A 19,233-nucleotide genomic window follows, 5' to 3' on the forward strand; every position below is an offset into this window, starting at 1 on the left:
GTTTACAAGCTCACGCGATACGGAAAACACCGCCCACCATTCCAAGCAAACGTACGTCTTACTCTTCACTCTGCAAATGGCTTCGGCCACCAAGGAGTAGCGACATACCGGATACACCAATCCCCATGCAATATGCAAGTGTAATGCTAAAACTAATGCCATTCATCCCAAAGGAAACAAGTAATGGACGAACAACTACAGCACATAAAGCTAGCGAGAGGCCGCTCGCAAACGCAGCATGAAAATACTTACGATATACGACGAGCACATCCTGCAAGAACATCATTCCAGCCGTTGATCCCGTTGCGACAATGATTGGAGTAAACAGTTGGTGGTATCTTGCAATATGATCACCGTACACGATTGACAGCGCCGTTTCTCCAAATATGCCGAAAAGGACGACAGCGGATATAACGATTACCAACAACAGGGCCAGGTACTTACAAATGAAGCGCGCAACATCTCCGTGTTTTCCCTCGCGAACCGCTCTGGCGATAGGAACAAGCAATGGGGCATAGATATATCCCGCAACCGCTTGAACAATTACTGTTGGGGTAGCAACCGCGGCGTAAATGCCCAATAGTTCCGAACCATACTCCGAACCGTACTCCTGCCGAGCAAAGCTGACGACCATTGTGCAAAGCAGGGATGCAATAAAACCTGGAAAACATGTCTTCAGCAGTTGACACATCTTAACGGGGGTAAATGAGGGGCTAACGTCACAGAATCGACTGGCTCGAGAGTGATCATATGTTGCAACGACCAGGAACGAAATCACCGCCATTAGAAAAATGGCTAGATTGAGAGAATGAAACAAAAACAGTCCAAAAGAAAAAGCCACAACCATAAGGACGCCACGCAGTATCTGCGATATACCAGGGTAATCAAGGTGGTCATTTCGCTGATCAACCCCATGGTAAACATCGACAAAAGAGTCTACCATTTTAAAGAGAACATACAGGCAGACAGGAACATAGCTCCCAGGCCTTATCGTAAGCAAGATATAGCCTGAAACAAATAACGCAGCGATTGCAATCGAGACAAACCTAAAGCCAACATAATCCGCTTGTGAAAAACGCTCTTCAAGATCAGAGACCTGAACCGGACGGACCTTAAAGAGCACGATTGTCGCCACGACATTTCCGACAGACATAGCAAGAGCAAGATCTCCGGAAGCAGAAAGATCTGAACCCAGAACGACAACCAATACGGTAATGAGCCAGTTGCACACAACATATACCAGGGAACCCACGGTGTTCCACGCAATATTTACACCCAGAGATAACTTCTCAGGCGTCGAAGAACGTCTATTCAATCCACTTCTCCATCCATAGACAAAGCAAATGCAAACGGCAAATCTCACCAATGGTATTTCTGATTAAAGCCAAGCCTTCCCTTGCGACAATCGTGAAGAACGTCACGTAACACTCCATTCGCATATCGAGCTTGGGCGCCACGAGAGCCATGCTTTAGCAGGGCGGTAACAAAATAGAGCGCTGCATACTGGGCAAGCACACACCAACTCGTGCGCCTACCAAAATGCCTTAACGCGGTGTCATATCGATTTCGATATCCATAATACTGCCGCCAGCCGATACGAGAAATCACGCCACGAGCCTGCATCGACTCAGAGACAGGGTTACCAGTCTTGTGTTCAAGTCGCGCGGCAGTAACAACCTCAACACCGCCAGAATCCGAAAAACGTAGGCAGTATTCCGTATCGTCATACCATAGGAAATAGTCCTTCATGGGAAGACCCTCACGAAGCAAGGCCTCCCCGCGAACGACAAGGCCGCAAAATGTAGCGGTGTCACAATGAAAAGAACCCTGCACGTATTCATCAACTGAAACTGGGCTCTCAATAAAGAGCAATCTGTTTGATACTCTACGTCGATGACTAACGTCAATTAAACCGGCCGTTTCGACCACGCCCGCAAAAGCTTCAACACTCTTCTCTACACGAGCATTTCTAACGATCTCCTCCATGAAAGTTGGAGCAATCATCGCATCATCATCAATAATGAGAACTAGGTCGCATCCTATGTTACCCATATATTCAAGACCGCAGTAAAATCCCCCCGCGCCTCCTAGATTCTCTTTTTCATGAAGAACATGAATCCGGGTCACACCAGGCCCACCACTTGATGATTGGGCAGCAAGTTTGTCTAAATACAATGCACTCCCATCAGCAGATGCATTGTCCACCACAACCACATCGGAAAAAGAGAGCGTTTGGGAAAGGATGCATTGCATGCATTCCTGCAGCAACGCCTTTCTATCGTGAGTAACAACCACGGCTCCGGTTTTCATAGCATACTCCTTATAATTACGGCAGGGGAATAATAACGTTTCAAACAGGGCTCTCCATCCTGGTCAGCCAATCCAACGCAAAGGACATATTGTTCCGGGGGCGTACACCATTGCAGAATAGAAAAACGTAGTTTTCAACAGTCTGATAACATGTAGCATCCCTCGCTCTCTCAACATTGCAATAAGCCAATCACTTCCATTGCGGCTTAGGTGTCTCAGCTCACATCTTGCACAATGCGGCTTGCTCCGATAATGAGCTGCACGCATGGAAAGCTAATATGGACAGGCATCGACCAGCATTGTTCATTCTGCCGCCTAAAGAGATTCATAGCCAGAGAGGTTTAGTCGACGTTGCGACACCCCATGAGGTTGAAGTACGCCCGGGGCGAGGATTTTGCGGCGATGAGATAATCGATCGGCCTGACCTAGCAGCAGACTGCCCAGGAGCTCGGAGTGCCGAATACGAGGTTGAGCGAAATTGAAAGGGAAGTGTGCCCCCACGAGGAAATCAGACGCGAATACGAACGTTACCTGAATGCTAAAAAGGGACTTAACAGCCTATAGGAGCGTCTTTGGGGACACGATCGGAAAGGTGCCATAAATATACAGATACTCAAAGTGAACTTAGAGATAAGCTCTATTCTTCATTAATGTGGATGCTTTACAACTGGTATTCCTCTGCAAAATAGCTCTCCTTTGTTTTATGCAATTTTGACACCCTCACACCTAGCCTATTAGCTATTTCTATAATCTCCTTGTCGTGAGAGCACTGAAGGCCAAGTATTATCCTGTTGGTCTTCAATCCAGAGGAAGCAACGGGAAGACCACATCCTTTGCCTTCCTCAACGGGAAGAACAATTCTGTATTCCCGTTCATGTTCCCAGGATTTGTGCTTTATGCATGTATTTTTGATCAACAGTTTAATTGAAATCTTGTCGTCGATACTTAATGACCCATCGGGCCCTTTGTCAATTGCTGATTTTAGAAGTCTTGCGACTGTACCAGTGACATCGAGAGGCGCTGATTCGTAAAGCACTTCTCTTATGGTGCAACGGTTGATGACGTCGTATTCGACGCAAAAACCTTTTGCCCAGTTTGCGTAGTAGGCCCACATTGGCGCAGTGCAACAGTCTGTAGCCGAGAAACAGCAAACCAATCCCTGCCCGCTTATCGTTGTTAATGTTTTATTGACGGCAGCAATCATTGCGTCGTCATATCCAGCCTGCTTAAGCCTTTCCTCTTTGATGAATAGACCCATATATTCATAAGGATCGTTGAAACCAGAAATAGGTGAAAACCACAGTTCGTCGGCCTTTAGTGTGTTTAATATTTCGTGGTCCTTCTCTTCAGAAACACCCAACGGAAAATATTTGTATAGCTTTGCAGGAATTGACTCTTGCTCAATCTTGCATGCTTCTTTGAAATCGCCTTTGAGTAAGGCCGCTGAATAGTCGGATACGTTCATTAGGTTCACCTTCAGTGCCGATAGTATGCATCGTTATGTGCGTGCTCCAGATCGCATCGAAAAGCGTGGTGTAACAACTTTTCAGAGGGCATCGGCTTTATGCCTGCTTAGAGCAAGTGATATTTGTGCGTCCCCCGCTAGAGGGGTACGGAGAAAGACGATTACTCATTCTCACAAACAGAAGCAACTGAAGCAGCAAGCTGCGGTACAAATGCCTCATTGAGTGAATATAGGAGATTCATCTGCTCTCCAAAGTGTAACCAATATCTTCTAATTCTAGCAAAGGAGATCCACGTGCAGTAGTCTTGAGTTGCCACCCACCAAACTCCGAACACAACAACCCACGCTGTAACGATTAGGCTCTTACACACCCCGGCGCCCTCGCACAACCGCTCACGAAGCCACTCGGGAACTACGCGTCCAACGTTGCTTAATACTGCTAGCATCTAATGGGGTATTGTACCTGTTATAAGGAGCCAATATGAAACGATGGCGCACAAAAGCAATCGTCCCCTTACTCTGCTCAACCCTACTCGCCGCATCGACCTTGTCGATTCCGGCATTCGCAGAAGGTGCGGATCCCACAGTAGCAACGGATGTCGTTCAGAACACGCAGGCGAACATCTCTGGACAAGAGAACAGCGACTCAACCGTGAAACCCGCCGAGGAACCGAGCACGAGCCAACCGATGGAGGAGGGCACCGACTCCAAAACGGACACCAAATCAACCAATGTTGCCGAAGCCCCCTCGGCAAACAGCGCCCTGCTGGAGAACGCGAACCCAACAAGCAACGCCCAAACAGGCGAGGCAGTCGGCTCTCCCCAAGCCAATGCCGTACCTTCCGTCCAATACTATGCGCACGTTAGCGACCAAGGATGGGACAACTTCCCCAGCAAGGACGGCGCTGCGGCTGGAACCGAGGGCGAGGCGAGAGCCATAGAGGCTCTTAAAATCTCACTCGCCAACGCTGACGGTGGCATTCGCTACATGGCGCACTGCACCAACGTTGGATGGCAGGACTGGGTTTCCAATGGGGCTATTGCGGGCACAACCGGCAAGGCTTACTCCATGCAAGCCATCAAAATAGAACTTACTGGCAACATCGCAAACGAGTACGACGTGTACTACCGTGTCCACGCCCAACACTTCGGTTGGCTTGGCTGGGCCAGGAACGGAGAGATTGCCGGCACAACCGGATGGAACTACCGGGCCGAAGCGATTGAGATTCGCCTGGTGAAGCACGGTGAAGATGCACCGTCCTCTACAGCGAACGCTTACATTCCCTCGTACTACCAGACATCCATTATTCAGGAGGGCGAGTCGACCACAGTGCGCGTTCGACCGGACTCTCTCGCGCTCCTCCGCGCCGATGGCGTCGCCACAGACATGCGTGTGACCGCCACTATGCGCTACGGCGACACCGTAACGCGCAATGTGACCGACTCCACCTCGCTCGCATCCATCGATGCCGCCGGTATGGCGCTAAACGTTGGAACCTATGGACCATTTACCGCAAAGGTCGAGTACCTCAGGGGCGACCACGTAGTTGGGACCACCGTCCAAGAGTTTGGGGTGACCGCAAGCGAGTATAACCTCGCACCGCTTTCTGCGACCTTCCCTGTTGTACTCTATTCCATTTCCTATTGGGACTACACAACGTCTTCGACTGGGGCCTCGGTGCCGTCCATTGTCATGCTCGACCGTCCCTCGGCGTTTAATTGGGACGCGCTCCCCTCCGGCATGTACGCCATGCCCTTTATGACAACCGAAGCCATTAAGAGCTCCGGCAATTACACTGCATTCGCCGACTACGTCAAAGAGCTCAAGCGCCTTAAGCCAGACTCCAAGTTCAACCTGTTCATTAACGACATTACCTGCTCGCTTATCCACTCGATCATATATGCCAACCAAATTCCCCAGGACAACTACAAGATTTACCTACTTTCTGACGGAACGGCTACCTACAACTTCATGAACGAGGCCTTCAACGCCGAAGGAGTGGATCCCGCCGCTAAGGAGGCACAGCTTGAACAAAGCTGGCTTGCCGCGAAAGACTCTGCCTACAGGACTGGAAAGGCGAGTTCCGACTACGGTTGGCACGCCCACTGGGACTCCATGTATGCCGTTCTTAAGTGCGAGCCCAATACAGAATGGTGGATGACGCGCACGAACCTGTTCCAGAGCGCCGACGATAACGCGTTCGCCAACACCATTGCCACCGATCCCGGCGTAAAGAAGAAGAACGTCGCGAACATGCTTACCGCGCTGCAGCAACGCGGAGATTCTACCGTAGCTGCATTCAAGGCCCTCTACAACTTTAACGACGGCTACTTTGCCGCAGCCGAGGCCGAGGGCAAGAAGCCCATGGTCCTTCTTGGAACCTATGTGAACCTGGAGCAGTCGTTCGAAGACTACGCCAAGCTCACCATGACCTACTACGGCGATGACTACGCCTATTACTACAAGGGGCACCCCAACACGCCAACGGGCTTGTGGCCTTCAAAGCAGGCCCAGTTGGACACTCTAGACATCACCGACATTGATTCTTCTGTTGCAGCGGAGCTCATCTTGTTCTTCAACCCCGAGGTCGCGCTCTCGGGCTATGGATCGAGCACGTACAACTCTGCCTCCAGCGACGCAGGTTGCGGCGTCTTCAACATGACGAAAGCCGCGGCCCTCAGTCCGTCGAGCACGGTCGACTACAGCATTATGGATTGGTTCGCCTCGTCCATCTCATCTTCTTCAGATACGGCTATCCAAGCCCTCTGCCCCAAGGGCGACACGTGCTACCTCGTTGAATTCTCCGATATGATTCTGAAGTCCGCCGATTACGACATTGCGGTTTTCTCTGGCAACACGTCCACGCTCACGTACTACAGGAAGCTTGCCGATGGAACGTACAGGCTGATTCGCACGAAGACCAACGGTTCGACCCTTATGACCTCTGCCCACGTTTCTGGCACGGGTTGGATCTCCTCGGTCAAGGAGGGCAAGACAGCTGGCACCACGGGAAAGTCCCAGGCACTCGAGGCGTTCAAGGTCGACATGGCAGCCCTCCCCTACTCCGGCACGGTGCAATACCAAGCCCACTGCGCAAACCTTGGCTGGCAAGGCTGGAAGAACGAAGGTGAAGTCGCGGGCACCGTTGGCGAATCACGCCAAATCGAAGCTATCCAAATGAGGCTTACCAACGAGCTCGCCGAGCACTACGATATTTACTATCGAGCCCATGTACAGAACGAAGGATGGCTTGGCTGGACCAAGAACGGCGAGATTGCGGGCACCACGGGCTTTGGCAGGCGCGTGGAGGCTATCGAGGTCAAGCTCATTGAGAAGGGTGAAGCCGCGCCAGGAAGCACTGCGCGCGCATCCGTCATCGGACTGCCCAACGCAACCGCACACGTATCGAGCATCGGATGGCAGACCACCGTGCACGGTGCCACATTCGCCGGTACAACTGGTCAGGCGCTCGGCATTGAGGCCCTAAAGCTCTCCGTCGCAGGAGCTCCATTCGACGGTGGCATTACATACCGTTCCCACGTTGCCGACCAAGGTTGGGAGAAGACTTGGACATCGAACGGGTATAAGACCGGCACCACGGGCAAAGCTCGCCATATTGAAGCCCTTGAGGTGAAACTTACAGGAGAACTTGCCGAGCACTATGACGTTGTATATCGCGTGCACGTTTCCAACATAGGCTGGATGCCCTGGGGTAGGAACGGCGAGGCTGCTGGTACCACTGGTCGTGGACTACCCATTGAAGCAATCGAGATGAGACTCGAAAGCAAGTAGGCGTCTGATCGCTTGCCCGATAAAAGGAGCCGTCGGCAATCGCAATTCCGACGGCTCCCTAATTTTAGCTATGCTCACGTCACATCTTCGGACTGTCCACCACCAGGGGTGGCGAGGGTGGACTAGGCGCAGGCAACGATTGGCTGCATTACCGGAACCCAGTCAATTACGCCCGCCAAAAAGACAGTGACCACCAACCTCGTTTTCAACATATCTCCCCCTCCAGCGATGCGGAAAGGAAAACGGCGAAAACGAACTTGGCAGCCACTGCTCCAGTTCAAATTTGCTACGCCCTAGCGATACGTAACAACCTTAGTGCCATACGGAATATTATCGTAAATCCACTTGGCGTTTTGGATGTCAAGCCTTACACAACCTTGAGAAACATTCTGACCAAGTCTACCGTCCTGAATGTTGAACGTCCCCTGGTCGTACGGTACCGAGTGGAACAGATAATCACCGTAGAATTGCGTGTAGTAGTAGCACGTATAACCGTGTCCGAAGCTATAGCCCTTGCCATAGACGGTAAACTCACCCAAAACGGTGGGCGTGCTCCATGCGCCGGGCGAGCACTGCCAGTAGAACACCTGGTTCCAATTGTACGAATTGCCGTTGTACACGCCCACCCGGCAACGAGACGTATCCACAAGGAGCAACCAATTGGTCGAACTCGCATAGCGATTCGCCTTCTGCCACATTGCAAACTGGTCTGCCGGCATAACGGGGATATCCGTGAACGGTCGATACGTCGAGCCAGGCGCAGCAGCACCCTTGGGAAGAATCTGGATCTGGATACCCTCGAGGCGATAACCGATATTTACAGTGCCCGCCTGTGCACCGTTTGCAGCCCAACCGAGCCAACCGTAATCCTGCACATACGCGCGATACCAAACGTCAAAGTACTTCGAGAGGTCTCCCGATAACTGGATCTTGATTGCCTCAAGCCTCTTATTCTGCCCCGTGGTACCGCAACTCGCGCCGTTCGAAGCCCAACCACGCCAACCGTAATCCTGAACATGGGCGGAATATTTGATACCGCCCGATATGCTCGAGCTCACAGAGAGTCTAAGATCCTCAACCTTAAGCGAGCGACCCTGGGTGCCCGCGAATCCGTTTTTGGAAACAGCGCCCATCCAACCAATGTTGGAAACATGGGCGGAATAACTCAAAACGGGCATGGAGATGCATGCATTCGCGCCTGTAGCGGGAGCAGTCTCGCCCTTCTTTACGAGCCTAATCTGAACCGCCTCGGCCTGAACACCCAGCCCCGTAGTGCCGGCATCGGCACCGTTACGGGTCCACGAAAGCCAGCCGTAGCCCGCAACGTGTACGCGGTAGTAAATATCGTATTGCTCGGCCAATTCATCGGTGAGATTCATCCTCACCGCCTGGACAGCACGACTCTTTCCCGTCGTCCCGGCAAAACCAGGGACAACGAAAGCATTCTGCCAGCCTTCTTCCTCAACATGAGCTGCAACGGAAACGGAACCGGCAATTGAACCAGCGGCGCCGACACGAAGAGCTTGGAGAGATAGAGCGCGGCCCGTGGTGCCCACGGTTACATCGGTACCCAGCGAGGCGGTCTGCCAGCCAATCTCGGCAACATGGCCCTGGGCAGAAAGAACCTCATCGGTGGAGTCCGACTCTACATAGGCACCATCGGTAGAACCAGGCGCAGCAGCGTCCTTCTCAAGGAGGCACACGCGCACAGCGCAGATGGCGGCATTGTTGGAAGCGCTACCGGCAGGCAATCCATTTGAAGCCCAGCCGGTCCACTTACCCGTATTGCCGTCAAACACCTGGTACCAGACGTCGTAGGTTGTTGATAGCGTGCCCGAGAGACTAATCCTCACGCAACGCATGGCCAAACCGTCTGACAGCGTGGTTGTCCAGCCACCGTCCGCAGTATCAACGCCCTCGGGCATGGAGCCGTACTGACTACCAGACTGGTACAGAATCGAACCGTCGCACGCCTGGTTGTTAACGTTAAGCGCAAAGCTCTTGAGCGGTTTCGTACTATCCTCCGAGCCAATCACAACGGTCGAGTCAGATCCCGCCCCAACCGTCGAACCGTCCAGACGAAGCCCTGCTCCTTGCAAGACGGCATGCTCGGAGCCTTTGAAGGCGCCCTCCGTAGAGCCGGGAGCTTCCTGCCCCTTCTTAACAAGCACAATCTGCACGGCTTGAACGCCCGAACTCATACCCACGGTTCCGGCCGCCGCACCGTTAGCTGCCCAGCCAAGCCACGCGTTATACCGAGCAGAATAGACTCGATACCAAATGTCGTACGCATTCGCGGCATTGCCCGTGAGGCGCATTTGAAGCGCCTCGATGCGGCGAGACAAGCCCGTTGTACCCGTACGTCCAAAATACCAGGAGCCCCATCCTTGATCTTGAACGTGCGAGCGAACTTGGATGCCAGCACTTCCACCAAACCAGGTTATCCGCGTATCGAGGGACTCTACGCACTCCGCGCCCGGAGCACCCGCGGTGGCCCCGTTGCTCACGACGGACATCCAACCAACGTTCGAAACATGGGTCGAATACGTCACAATCGCAGGCTCGTCAGCTTTGCTCTTGAAGGGAACGTCCGTACCACCCGGGGCAGCAACATCCTTGGCCAATATAACGATTTCGACAGCCTCAACGGAATAGCCATAACCCTCGGTGCCCGCATTGGCACCGTCGCACGTCCAATCCAGCCAACCAAAGTTGGACGAGTGGACTCGGTATCAAACACTGTAGGTTTGAGAAAGCTCGGCGGAGAGCTGGATTGCGATGGCCTCAAGCTGCCGAGACTGTCCCACAGTACCGACAATGGCATCGTTGCCCACCGGGTCCATCCAGCCGATGTTTGACACGTGGGCTTTGATGGAAAGTGCATCGGAAATCTCGTTGCCCTCGGCATCTTTAACGGAAAGCTTCAGCGCTTCCATACGCTTCGACTTGCCGGTAGTGCCCGCAAGCTCACCCGCGGAGACCGACGTCATCCACCCGTAATCTTGCACATGTGCCTGATAGGTAAGAACGGGCGCAGATTCAGATTTATCGTCGGACACATCCACCTGACCGTCGGTCGCATCAACATCCAAAACAGAAGCGGAATTGGCTTTGATTTCAGACTCCGATGGAGACCCATTCTCGGTCGCATTGTCCGAGGCATCGGAAGTAGCACCATCAAGCACGCCGATATCATTGCTCTCGCCCGCCTGATCGGCATCGGTTCCAACTGTCCCAGCAAGTGCATCACCTGTCGGGGAAGCTTGAACGGTAGATTCCTGAGCTAACGAAACGGACGAGTCCTGAACAGATTCGGCGTAAACGGCAATCGGCTGAAGTGCCGGCATCGCGCACATGAGCCAGGCCATACTAATAACGACCGCAGTCCTTCCATGCTTCATTTTGACTCCCCATCGATTAGCCAACCTTGGATTTATTATTAACTGATTCATCAGTTACTCAAATACGTATAACGCGAATGCTGCATAAAAAGAAACGAACGGAGCGCCACAAAGGCGAACCGTTCGTTTTAAATCAAAGTACCAGGCTAAACTCAACTAGGAGCATCTTAAGCTCTCGTTACGCAAGAGGCACGTTGTCGTACCAACCCCATTTTGGCTTATACGTTGTGGAATAGTAGTCTAGCCAATAACCCATATCTAGAGTCCTGATATGGCCAACATTATCCATAACCTGGTTGTTGCCAATATAGATACAAACGTGACCGTATATACGGCCCATATACGTATGTATATGCGAGGGAACAGCAATGACCATTCCAACCTTCAGCTGAGAATAATCAGTATATTTGCAGAAATCCCAATAGTAGTTACAAGCATCCGTATGAACATTCCTGAATCCAGCCCGCTCATAGACCTGAGCAATCCATTCTGAACACAACCCCGGACCAGGAGAGGAAACTTGCCTCGACAGATCTACAATTTTCTTCTGCATTGGCTTAGCAAGAGAAAGTGGTTCGCCAAGAAGCATCGGAGAGATGGTACTCCCCGGAGCAGCAGCGCCCTTTCTCGTAATTCTCACCTGAACGGCCTGGACATGCACCCCATAGCCGGTGCTGCCGGCGACGGCGCCATTTTTTGTCCAACCGAGCCAGCCAACGTTTTCGACATGGACCCTATACCAAACATCGAAATAAGTTGCCAAGTCACCCGATAGGGAGACTTTAATTGCTTCAACCGGATTGGATTCAGTAGCAGACGACAGTTGATCCCCGTTTGACTTACCAGAAGTCCAACCGACATTTGAAAAATGCAGCTGATAATTAATTCCACCGGCAACGAACGAAGTGATCTTGGCCGAGAACCCGGTAATGGAAATGTCCTTACCAATCGTACCGGACACCTCTCCGGCAGAAACAGTATTCTGCCAAGCACCTTTCACCTGAGAGGAATACGTCACCGTAGGTATTTCAAGATGAGAATACCCCGACGTATCAGGATGGGAAGCGCCCTTCTTAATGAGCTTAATCTGAATAGCTTCGAGGGAACACGATATACCGGTGGTGCCGGCCTCCTCGCCGTCCTTGGCCCATGCCATCCAGCCGATGTTGGAGGCGTGGACGCGGTAGTAGACGTCGTAGTCCTTCGCGAGGGAGCCCGTGAGCCTCAGTCGCACGGCCTCGACGGCGCGGCCCTGGCCGGTGGTGCCGCCCTCGGACGCCGAGGGGGTGTCCCAGCCCTGCCAGCCGATGCCAGAGACATGGGCGTCGACCTGCACGGCCGAGCCGTCGGAGTAGTCGGAGCTGTCGAGCGCGACGATGAGGTCCTCGAGCGCGAGGCCGCGGCCGGTGGTGCCGGCGGTCGCGCCGTCTGACACGGCGCCCTGCCAGCCAACGTTGGAGACGTGGGCCCGATAGGTCAGGGACATGGGCTTCTTCTTGAAGGCGTAGTCGACGTTGGCGCCGTCGGAAGAGGGGGCTGCATCGCCCTTCTTGACGAGCCTGACCTGGACGGCCTCGAGGCTCCTGCCGTAGCCGGTGGTGCCGGCCTCCTCGCCGTCCTTGGCCCATGCCATCCAGCCGATGTTGGAGGCGTGGACGCGGTAGTAGACGTCGTAGTCCTTCGCGAGGGAGCCCGTGAGCCTCAGTCGCACGGCCTCGACGGCGCGGCCCTGGCCGGTGGTGCCGCCCTCGGACGCCGAGGGGGTGTCCCAGCCCTGCCAGCCGATGCCAGAGACATGGGCGTCGACCTGCACGGCCGAGCCGTCGGAGTAGTCGGAGCTGTCGAGCGCGACGATGAGGTCCTCGAGCGCGAGGCCGCGGCCGGTGGTGCCGGCGGTCGCGCCGTCTGACACGGCGCCCTGCCAGCCAACGTTGGAGACGTGGGCCCGATAGGTCAGGGACATGGGCTTCTTCTTGAAGGCGTAGTCGACGTTGGCGCCGTCGGAAGAGGGGGCTGCATCGCCCTTCTTGACGAGCCTGACCTGGACGGCCTCGAGGCTCCTGCCGTAGCCGGTGGTGCCGGCCTCCTCGCCGTCCTTGGCCCATGCCATCCAGCCGATGTTGGAGGCGTGGACGCGGTAGTAGACGTCGTAGTCCCTAGCGAGGGAGCCCGTGAGCCTCAGGCGCACCGCCTCGACGGCGCGGCCCTGGCCGGTGGTGCCGCCCTCGGACGCCGAGGGGGTGTCCCAGCCCTGCCAGCCGATGCCAGAGACATGGGCGTCGATCTGGACAGAACCATCTTCCACGGGATTCAGAATACTGACTTTAAGATCTTCCACGGACTTCGACTGTCCCGTTGTGCCCGCAGTTGATCCATCTCTTTTACTGCTCATCCAACCTATATTAGAAACATGTGCTTCATATTGGATATGCATCTTACCGTCATCCACGTTTAAATAAGACCCATTGAAGCAGTAATTCATATCGCAGGAGCCATTAACGCCCGGAACATTGCCCCTGCTTGAATATTGCCAGAAACTATAGCTACCGGCATAGTCACAGTGCCAATTGTACTGAGCGACCCAATGGTCATAACCGTTCAGTGACGGAGAGTTCAAATAGTTGTTAAACCAATTAAGGTTTGCATAGATACCCGATTTAAAACCAACGGCCTCCATGCGATTGCAAAATGTCTGCGCAATCTGAGCGAGCTTATCTTTACTGAAATTCGGATCTTGCAGGATATAGTTATCCTCAAGATCGTAATAAATAGGAAGCGACGGATAATGGCCACCAAGCCAGGCAAGCGTTCGATCGGCTTCTTTATTTGCATCCGCTACAGAACGTGCATAGGAGTAGTAGTAGACACCGTAAGGAATCCCGAGACGTTCGCATTCGGTAGCGTTCCGCTCAAATGTTGAATCGGGTTTGCCATAAACAGGGCCGACCTTGAGAATGGCAAATTCTATTCCGGCGGCTTTAACCTGATTCCAATCAATCGTCCCCTGAAAGTTGCTGACATCGATACCACGCGCAACGGCACCATTGGGCAAAGCTTCGTCAGCCAAAGGCTGCGCATCGATACCCTCATTGCCAGCATCAGTAAGCACGCCGTTCACGTAACGCCAAGAATTCGGCGCCAAAGAGTCAGCTTCAGGAGAATCCACCTGCACGGAATCATCCGCCGAGGCCTCGCGAACAGAATCGTCAACGCCTGATTCATCAGTCCCGATTCCAGGCTGATCATCAGAAATTGAGCCTGAATCCCCATCTGGACGAGCAGCGTTCGCATCGTCACCATACCATTCGGTTGCTACCTGAGAACCCGAGTCGTCGTCCTGCCCATCCTGAGAACTTTCACCTTGAAATCCGCAGTCGTTCGATGATTGCTGTACCGACTGTGAAGAAGCGACGGATTGGGCAGACAACGCATATGCACAGTAAGGCTGAATGATTTGCGACCAAGCTATTAAAAGCGTGCAAACCAAAGCTGCAGACGCTTTGAGACGATTCATATATCCTCCGAGACATTGACTACTTTCGAAGACACCCAGTTATATTAACGCACTTCTAAACAAGCATTGAAGGCTTAAGGCGCAACGGTAGCATTTAGACAAAAAAGAGGCGCTCCCGTTACGGAACGCCTCAATTGGCTCTATGCAAAAGGCCTTGCGGCACCGATCACACGACCAGGAGCATAGACTGAGCGCTCGGTGACTCCAATTCCCGGCCATGAATCGATAATTCGACCGTTTCCGATGTAGATTCCAATATGACCCTGGTAGTAAACCACATCTCCCTTCTGCATAGCAGAGGTGCTAACCGGCATAAATGTGTTGTTGCGATACCAATTCATGGAGTTATAGGTTTGCTCGGGCAACCAACGATGGTTATAGGGGTTATACCAACCCATATCCATGCCGGTCGCATACAGACATTGCAGCACCAAGCCCGAGCAATCAACTGCATCCCCCGGCCAAGAAGACCAAGGCTCGATATAACGAGTTCCGATATATTCACGTGCACGTTGGATAAAGGCGTTGATGCAATCCTGTCGCGAAGCATTATAAGGAATTCGAGAAGGCGTGACATACGTGAAGTAACCGGTGCAATACGAAGGAAGCTGTACACTATTGCAGTTAACCTTTGGATAAGAGCCGGGGGTCTGATATCCCATATATCGATAGGTCTCAAAATACGAATCAGACGTAGAGCCTGGTGCGGAAGCGCCCTTAGGGACAATCTTTACCTGTAAGGCCTGGACAGGAATGCCAAGCTTCGTGGTGCCCGCCGATGATCCATTTTTGGTCCAGCCAAGCCAACCATAATTTGACACATGGACGCGATACCAAACATCAAAGTAATCAGAAACATCGCCAGTCAAGTTAATCTTCACAGCCTGGATTTGCTGCCCCTGGCCAACAGTTCCCGATGTAGCCCCATCTGAAACAGCGGACTGCCAACCGATATTGGATACATGGGCAGAATACGAAATGCCGCCACTCATGGAGCTATCGGAAAGCGACAGTTGCATGGCCTCCATGGCACGGTTCTGTCCAACCGTTCCAGCAACACTGCCATTGCCAACAGGCGCTTGCCAGCCAAGACCGGAGCAATTTGCCTTAGCAGATAGCCCGGGAAGTTGAATCAACGCATCATGGTCTTGAACGGGAGCGTCGGACGAACCCTTGGCAACCAACTTAATTTGAATTGCTTCGGCCTGCTTAGACAGTCCAACGGTGCCAGCCGCAGCTTCATTTTTAGCCCAACCAAGCCAACCATAGTCTGCAGCATGAATACGGTAGTAAATATCGTATTTTGAAGCGTCGTTCCCGGTCAGCCTTAATTTAACCGCCTGAATTGCGAGGCCCTTACCAACAGTGCCAGCATAGGAAGCACCCGAGACGTATGGCTGCCAGCCGATATTCGCAACATGTGCCGACACTTCGACGGAGGCATCGATGCCCTGAGTTGCAACATACAAAGCCTGCAGGGAGCGGGACTTGCCCGTCTGGCCAGCGGTTTCACCGTTGCCAACAGGAGCTAACCAGCCCGCAGAAGCAACGTGCGCCTGAGATACAAGACCGATTCCAGGCGTTTCGATAAATGCATTGGCAGAGGAGCCAGGTGAAGACTGACCCTTATTTACAAGTGCAACATCGATGCCGCACAAACCGGAAGAACCACCAGAAACGCCACATGCCTGACCATTTGACGCCCAGCCAGTCCAGCCATTACCGGAATCGCATACTCGATACCAGATGTCATAATTGGCAGCAAGTTGACCGCTCAACGACATTTTTATCGCTTTTATGGGTGCGCCGGATACCGCCTTGGCAACGCCACCATCCGATGAAGAAGCGCCCCAGCCTGAATACCCATCCATAACGGAATAAGAAATAGACCCGTTATCAGTTTGACCGGCAACGCTCAGGGCAATAGAGTTCAGCAGTTTAGCACCCTTGCCTCCGATCGTGGCCTTTTGACCAGAAGAGGAGCCAAGACTCTCCCCAGAAACGGCCGATCCGGAAACCGTAACTGCGTCTGGATCGCCAATAAAGACCTTAGCCGAGGAACCGGGCGCCGCTCCGCCTTTCTCCACGAGAACCACTTTGACCGCTTCGATAGCCCTGCCCTTACCGGCAGAACCAGCAGCAGCACCATTACAGGCCCAATCGAGCCAGCCTATGCCTGACACATGAGCGCAATACCAAATGTCATATTTATCGGCCGCCTCGCCGGTCAAGCGAATCTGGACGGCCTCGAGGCGCTGAGACTTTCCAGTCGTGCCGCAGCGCCCCTTAGACCACTGCTGCCAGCCAACATTCGAGACATGACCACGAAGCTCAATAGAACCCGAGTGGCCATACCAGCCAAGCTGGGCTTCAAGAGCCTCCATGGGAAGGCCCCTACCAGTTGTCCCAGCAACAGATCCGCCACCTACGGGAGACATCCAGCCAATATTCGATGTATGCGAGCGAACGGAAATCGAAGCGGGATCATCGCTACGGTTCTTAAAAGGACAGGTAGTGTCGCCCGGGGCGGGGTCGCCCTTGGGCAGGACCGCGACCTGGACGGCCTGGGCGGCGCGGCCGTAGCCCGCCGAGCCGGCGTCGGCGCCGTCGCACGCCCAGCCGAGCCATCCGAACTCGGCGGAGTGGACGCGGTACCAGACGGTGTAGCGACCCGACAGGTCCGCGGAAAGCCTGACCCTCAGGGCCTCGACGGCGCGGGACCGGCCGGTGGTGCCGGCGGTGCCGCCGTTGCCGACAGCGGCCTGCCAGCCGACGTTGGAGACGTGGGCCTCGACGGACAGGGCGTTTGCAACCTGCTCTTGAGAGGTTGCTCCATCCACTTCGAGTGAGATTTTGAGCGCCTCGAGATTAAGGCCCCTTCCCGTCGTTCCGGCAACGTTACCCGAACCAACCGGATCCATCCAGCCGATATTCTGCACATGGGCAGAAACACTTACGTTTTTGACGGTCAGCTGATTGCTTACGGCAGAATCGTCAGCAACGACCTCGCTTCTATCTTCGGATGAACCCTGTTGCGTGTCTTGAGACTCGTTAACAACAGGGGACGCATTCGACTCTTGTCCTTCAGGGCCTGAACCATCATCAATAGCGTTCGAGTCTTCAGAATTCAAGTTAATTGAGTCAGTAGATCCGTTAACTGAATAATCAGCATATGCAGCAGTCACGGCCCATGATTGACTCATGAGCAACACAGCAGCCATGAGAATAGAAACGGACACATCAAAGAGACGTCTCACGATTCCACCTTCCTTCATCAATTAACGAACCTACTTAAGGACAACCGCCTGTGCCCCTCGTTGCGAGTATAACGAAGCAATGCGCTGGGCGGAGTTAGAGACATAGCCAGCGAGTGAATCGGCAATGTAAACGGTGCCCAGGGAACGATTGAAACCCCTAAGAACGACGGTATGGGAATTGGTATAAGTTCGATAAACCCTTCCGCCATAGGCCTGAGTCGCATAGCAACTACCCAAGTTTTGCATGCCGATCGTCGACCAAATAATAACGGGATGCCCAGCTTCCAAATAGGAATAGAGGTCATAGAAGCCAGTGCCGGTGACGTCATACGCCCGCAAACTGCTTCCACGACTAATCAAAAAAGAATTAGCTGTGTTGGTCAAGCCGGGAGCGGATATGCAGTTTCCGTTCGAAGCACTATGCGGATTACCCCAAAACGCCGTCACAAAATCCCAGCTGCTCTTAGGCATATACGCATCTGCAATAACGGTTTTGCCCAGCCCAAATCCGTAGTAGTTGAGCGCATTAGTCAATGCAACGGACTCGCAACCAGTCGGAAGCTCAGGATTCTGCATTGTGCAGGGAACGTTGAGGACAACCGAATTCGGATGCAAAGGGCGGTCCCTGTACGCGCCGTCCGTCGGGCCCGGGGCCGCCGAGCCCTTCGCGACGATGCGGACCTGGAGCGCCTCGAGGCGGTAGCCGATGCCGGTCGTGCCGGCGCGGGCCCCGTCGCTCGCCCACCCGAGCCAGCCGTAGTCCTGCACGTAGGCGCGGTACCAGACGTCGTAGTACTCGAAGAGGTCGCCGGTCAGGCGCATCTTGACGCACTCGACCGCCCTGCCCTGGCCGGTGGTGCCGGCCACGGCGCCGCCCGAGACCTCGTCCTGCCAGCCGACGCCGGAGACGTGGGCGCCGTAGGACAGGCCGCCGGAGACCGGCGAGGAGACCTCGGCCGAAATCGCCTCTACGGCGCGGGCCTGGCCGGTCGTGCCGGCGGTGCCGCCGTTGCCGACGGCGGCCTGCCAGCCGACGCCCGAGACGTGGGCCCTGAGGCTGAGCGAGGGGGCGGAGAGCTCGGCGGGGGCGCCCGACGATGGGGCGTCGCCGCCCTTCTCGACGAGGACGACCTGGAGCGCCTCGGCCTGGACGCCGAGGCCCTCGGTGCCCGCGGCCTCGCCTTCCTTGGCCCAGCCGAGCCAGCCGTAGCCCGCCGCGTGGACGCGGTACCAGACGTCGTAGGAATCGGAGACGGGGCCGGAGAGGGACACCCTCACGGCCTGGACGGCGCGGCCCTGCCCCACCGTGCCGGCGTAGGAGGGGGCGGAGGCGGCGTCCTGCCAGCCGATGCCGGCCACGTGGGCCGCGACGGAGACGGAGCTGTTTAGGGCAATCTGATTGTTGCTAGTGCGGCACCCATTCTTTTCATCTACGGAAACGAAAAATTTCAGAAAAGGCAAAGGCATGCCGACCAGCTAGGCCTACCGTTGCA

General features: G+C 54.2%; 9 protein-coding genes and 1 pseudogene. 1 reads left to right on the forward strand and 9 read right to left on the reverse strand.

Going from position 1 to position 19,233, the window contains the following annotated elements; genetic code table 11:
* Positions 1–58: 58 nt before the first annotated feature.
* From ACTM82_RS06975 to ACTM82_RS06985, 3 genes are all read right to left on the reverse strand, one after another.
* Positions 59–1,315: a lipopolysaccharide biosynthesis protein gene (locus ACTM82_RS06975; protein WP_441055570.1), complete on the reverse strand. Its 1,257-nt coding sequence runs from the start codon at positions 1,313–1,315 to the stop codon at positions 59–61.
* Between the two features lie 44 nt (positions 1,316–1,359).
* The gene (locus ACTM82_RS06980) at positions 1,360–2,310 is read right to left on the reverse strand and encodes a glycosyltransferase (protein WP_441055568.1); all 951 of its coding nucleotides are present in this window, start codon (positions 2,308–2,310) and stop codon (positions 1,360–1,362) included.
* A gap of 661 nt (positions 2,311–2,971) precedes the next feature.
* On the reverse strand, positions 2,972–3,775 hold the full coding sequence (locus ACTM82_RS06985; RefSeq protein WP_441055566.1) for a DUF2971 domain-containing protein: 804 nt from the start codon (positions 3,773–3,775) through the stop codon (positions 2,972–2,974).
* 652 nt (positions 3,776–4,427) lie between these two features.
* Between ACTM82_RS06985 and ACTM82_RS06990 the strand changes: the two genes are divergently transcribed.
* Positions 4,428–7,568, forward strand: coding sequence for a hypothetical protein (locus ACTM82_RS06990; protein WP_441055564.1), 3,141 nt, complete (start codon positions 4,428–4,430; stop codon positions 7,566–7,568).
* Positions 7,569–7,861: 293 nt separating this feature from the next.
* On the opposite strand, the gene ACTM82_RS06995 is transcribed toward ACTM82_RS06990, so the two are convergent.
* The 6 genes and pseudogenes from ACTM82_RS06995 to ACTM82_RS07020 all read right to left on the reverse strand — a co-directional run bounded on the left by ACTM82_RS06995 (position 7,862) and on the right by ACTM82_RS07020 (position 19,201).
* Entirely contained in the window at positions 7,862–9,886 is a 2,025-nt protein-coding gene (locus tag ACTM82_RS06995) for a L,D-transpeptidase family protein (RefSeq protein WP_441088531.1), read from the reverse strand.
* Positions 9,884–10,279, reverse strand: a pseudogene (locus ACTM82_RS07000) (hypothetical protein); the annotation flags it as partial. The gene ACTM82_RS06995 and the pseudogene ACTM82_RS07000, both read right to left, overlap by 3 nt.
* Before the next feature lie 21 nt (positions 10,280–10,300).
* Positions 10,301–10,969: a hypothetical protein gene (locus ACTM82_RS07005; protein ID WP_441088528.1), complete on the reverse strand. Its 669-nt coding sequence runs from the start codon at positions 10,967–10,969 to the stop codon at positions 10,301–10,303.
* A 178-nt stretch (positions 10,970–11,147) separates the two neighbouring features.
* Complete coding sequence (locus ACTM82_RS07010) at positions 11,148–14,483, reverse strand: GH25 family lysozyme (protein WP_441088529.1); 3,336 nt, start codon at positions 14,481–14,483, stop codon at positions 11,148–11,150.
* A 140-nt stretch (positions 14,484–14,623) separates the two neighbouring features.
* Positions 14,624–17,758 carry an NlpC/P60 family protein gene (locus tag ACTM82_RS07015; RefSeq protein WP_441055814.1) on the reverse strand — a complete coding sequence of 1,045 codons (3,135 nt, stop codon included), beginning with the start codon at positions 17,756–17,758 and terminating at the stop codon, positions 14,624–14,626.
* A 12-nt stretch (positions 17,759–17,770) separates the two neighbouring features.
* A complete protein-coding gene (locus tag ACTM82_RS07020) occupies positions 17,771–19,201 on the reverse strand; it encodes a C39 family peptidase (RefSeq protein WP_441088530.1) in 1,431 nt (476 codons plus the stop codon).
* Positions 19,202–19,233: the final 32 nt, after the last annotated feature.

The sequence above is a fragment of the Collinsella sp. HCP3S3_E5 genome (assembly GCF_052067635.1).
Lineage (GTDB): Bacteria > Actinomycetota > Coriobacteriia > Coriobacteriales > Coriobacteriaceae > Collinsella.

What these genes read in the sequence shown, in the direction of transcription:
- ACTM82_RS06980 (WP_441055568.1), bottom strand. Translation starts at nt 2,310, where the DNA reads ATGAAAACCGGAGCCGTGGTTGTTACTCACGATAGAAAGGCGTTGCTG.
- ACTM82_RS06985 (WP_441055566.1), bottom strand. Translation starts at nt 3,775, where the DNA reads ATGAACGTATCCGACTATTCAGCGGCCTTACTCAAAGGCGATTTCAAA.
- ACTM82_RS06995 (WP_441088531.1), bottom strand. Translation starts at nt 9,886, where the DNA reads ATGCGCCTCACGGGCAATGCCGCGAATGCGTACGACATTTGGTATCGA.
- ACTM82_RS07005 (WP_441088528.1), bottom strand. Translation starts at nt 10,969, where the DNA reads ATGAAGCATGGAAGGACTGCGGTCGTTATTAGTATGGCCTGGCTCATG.
- ACTM82_RS07010 (WP_441088529.1), bottom strand. Translation starts at nt 14,483, where the DNA reads ATGAATCGTCTCAAAGCGTCTGCAGCTTTGGTTTGCACGCTTTTAATA.
- ACTM82_RS07015 (WP_441055814.1), bottom strand. Translation starts at nt 17,758, where the DNA reads ATGAAGGAAGGTGGAATCGTGAGACGTCTCTTTGATGTGTCCGTTTCT.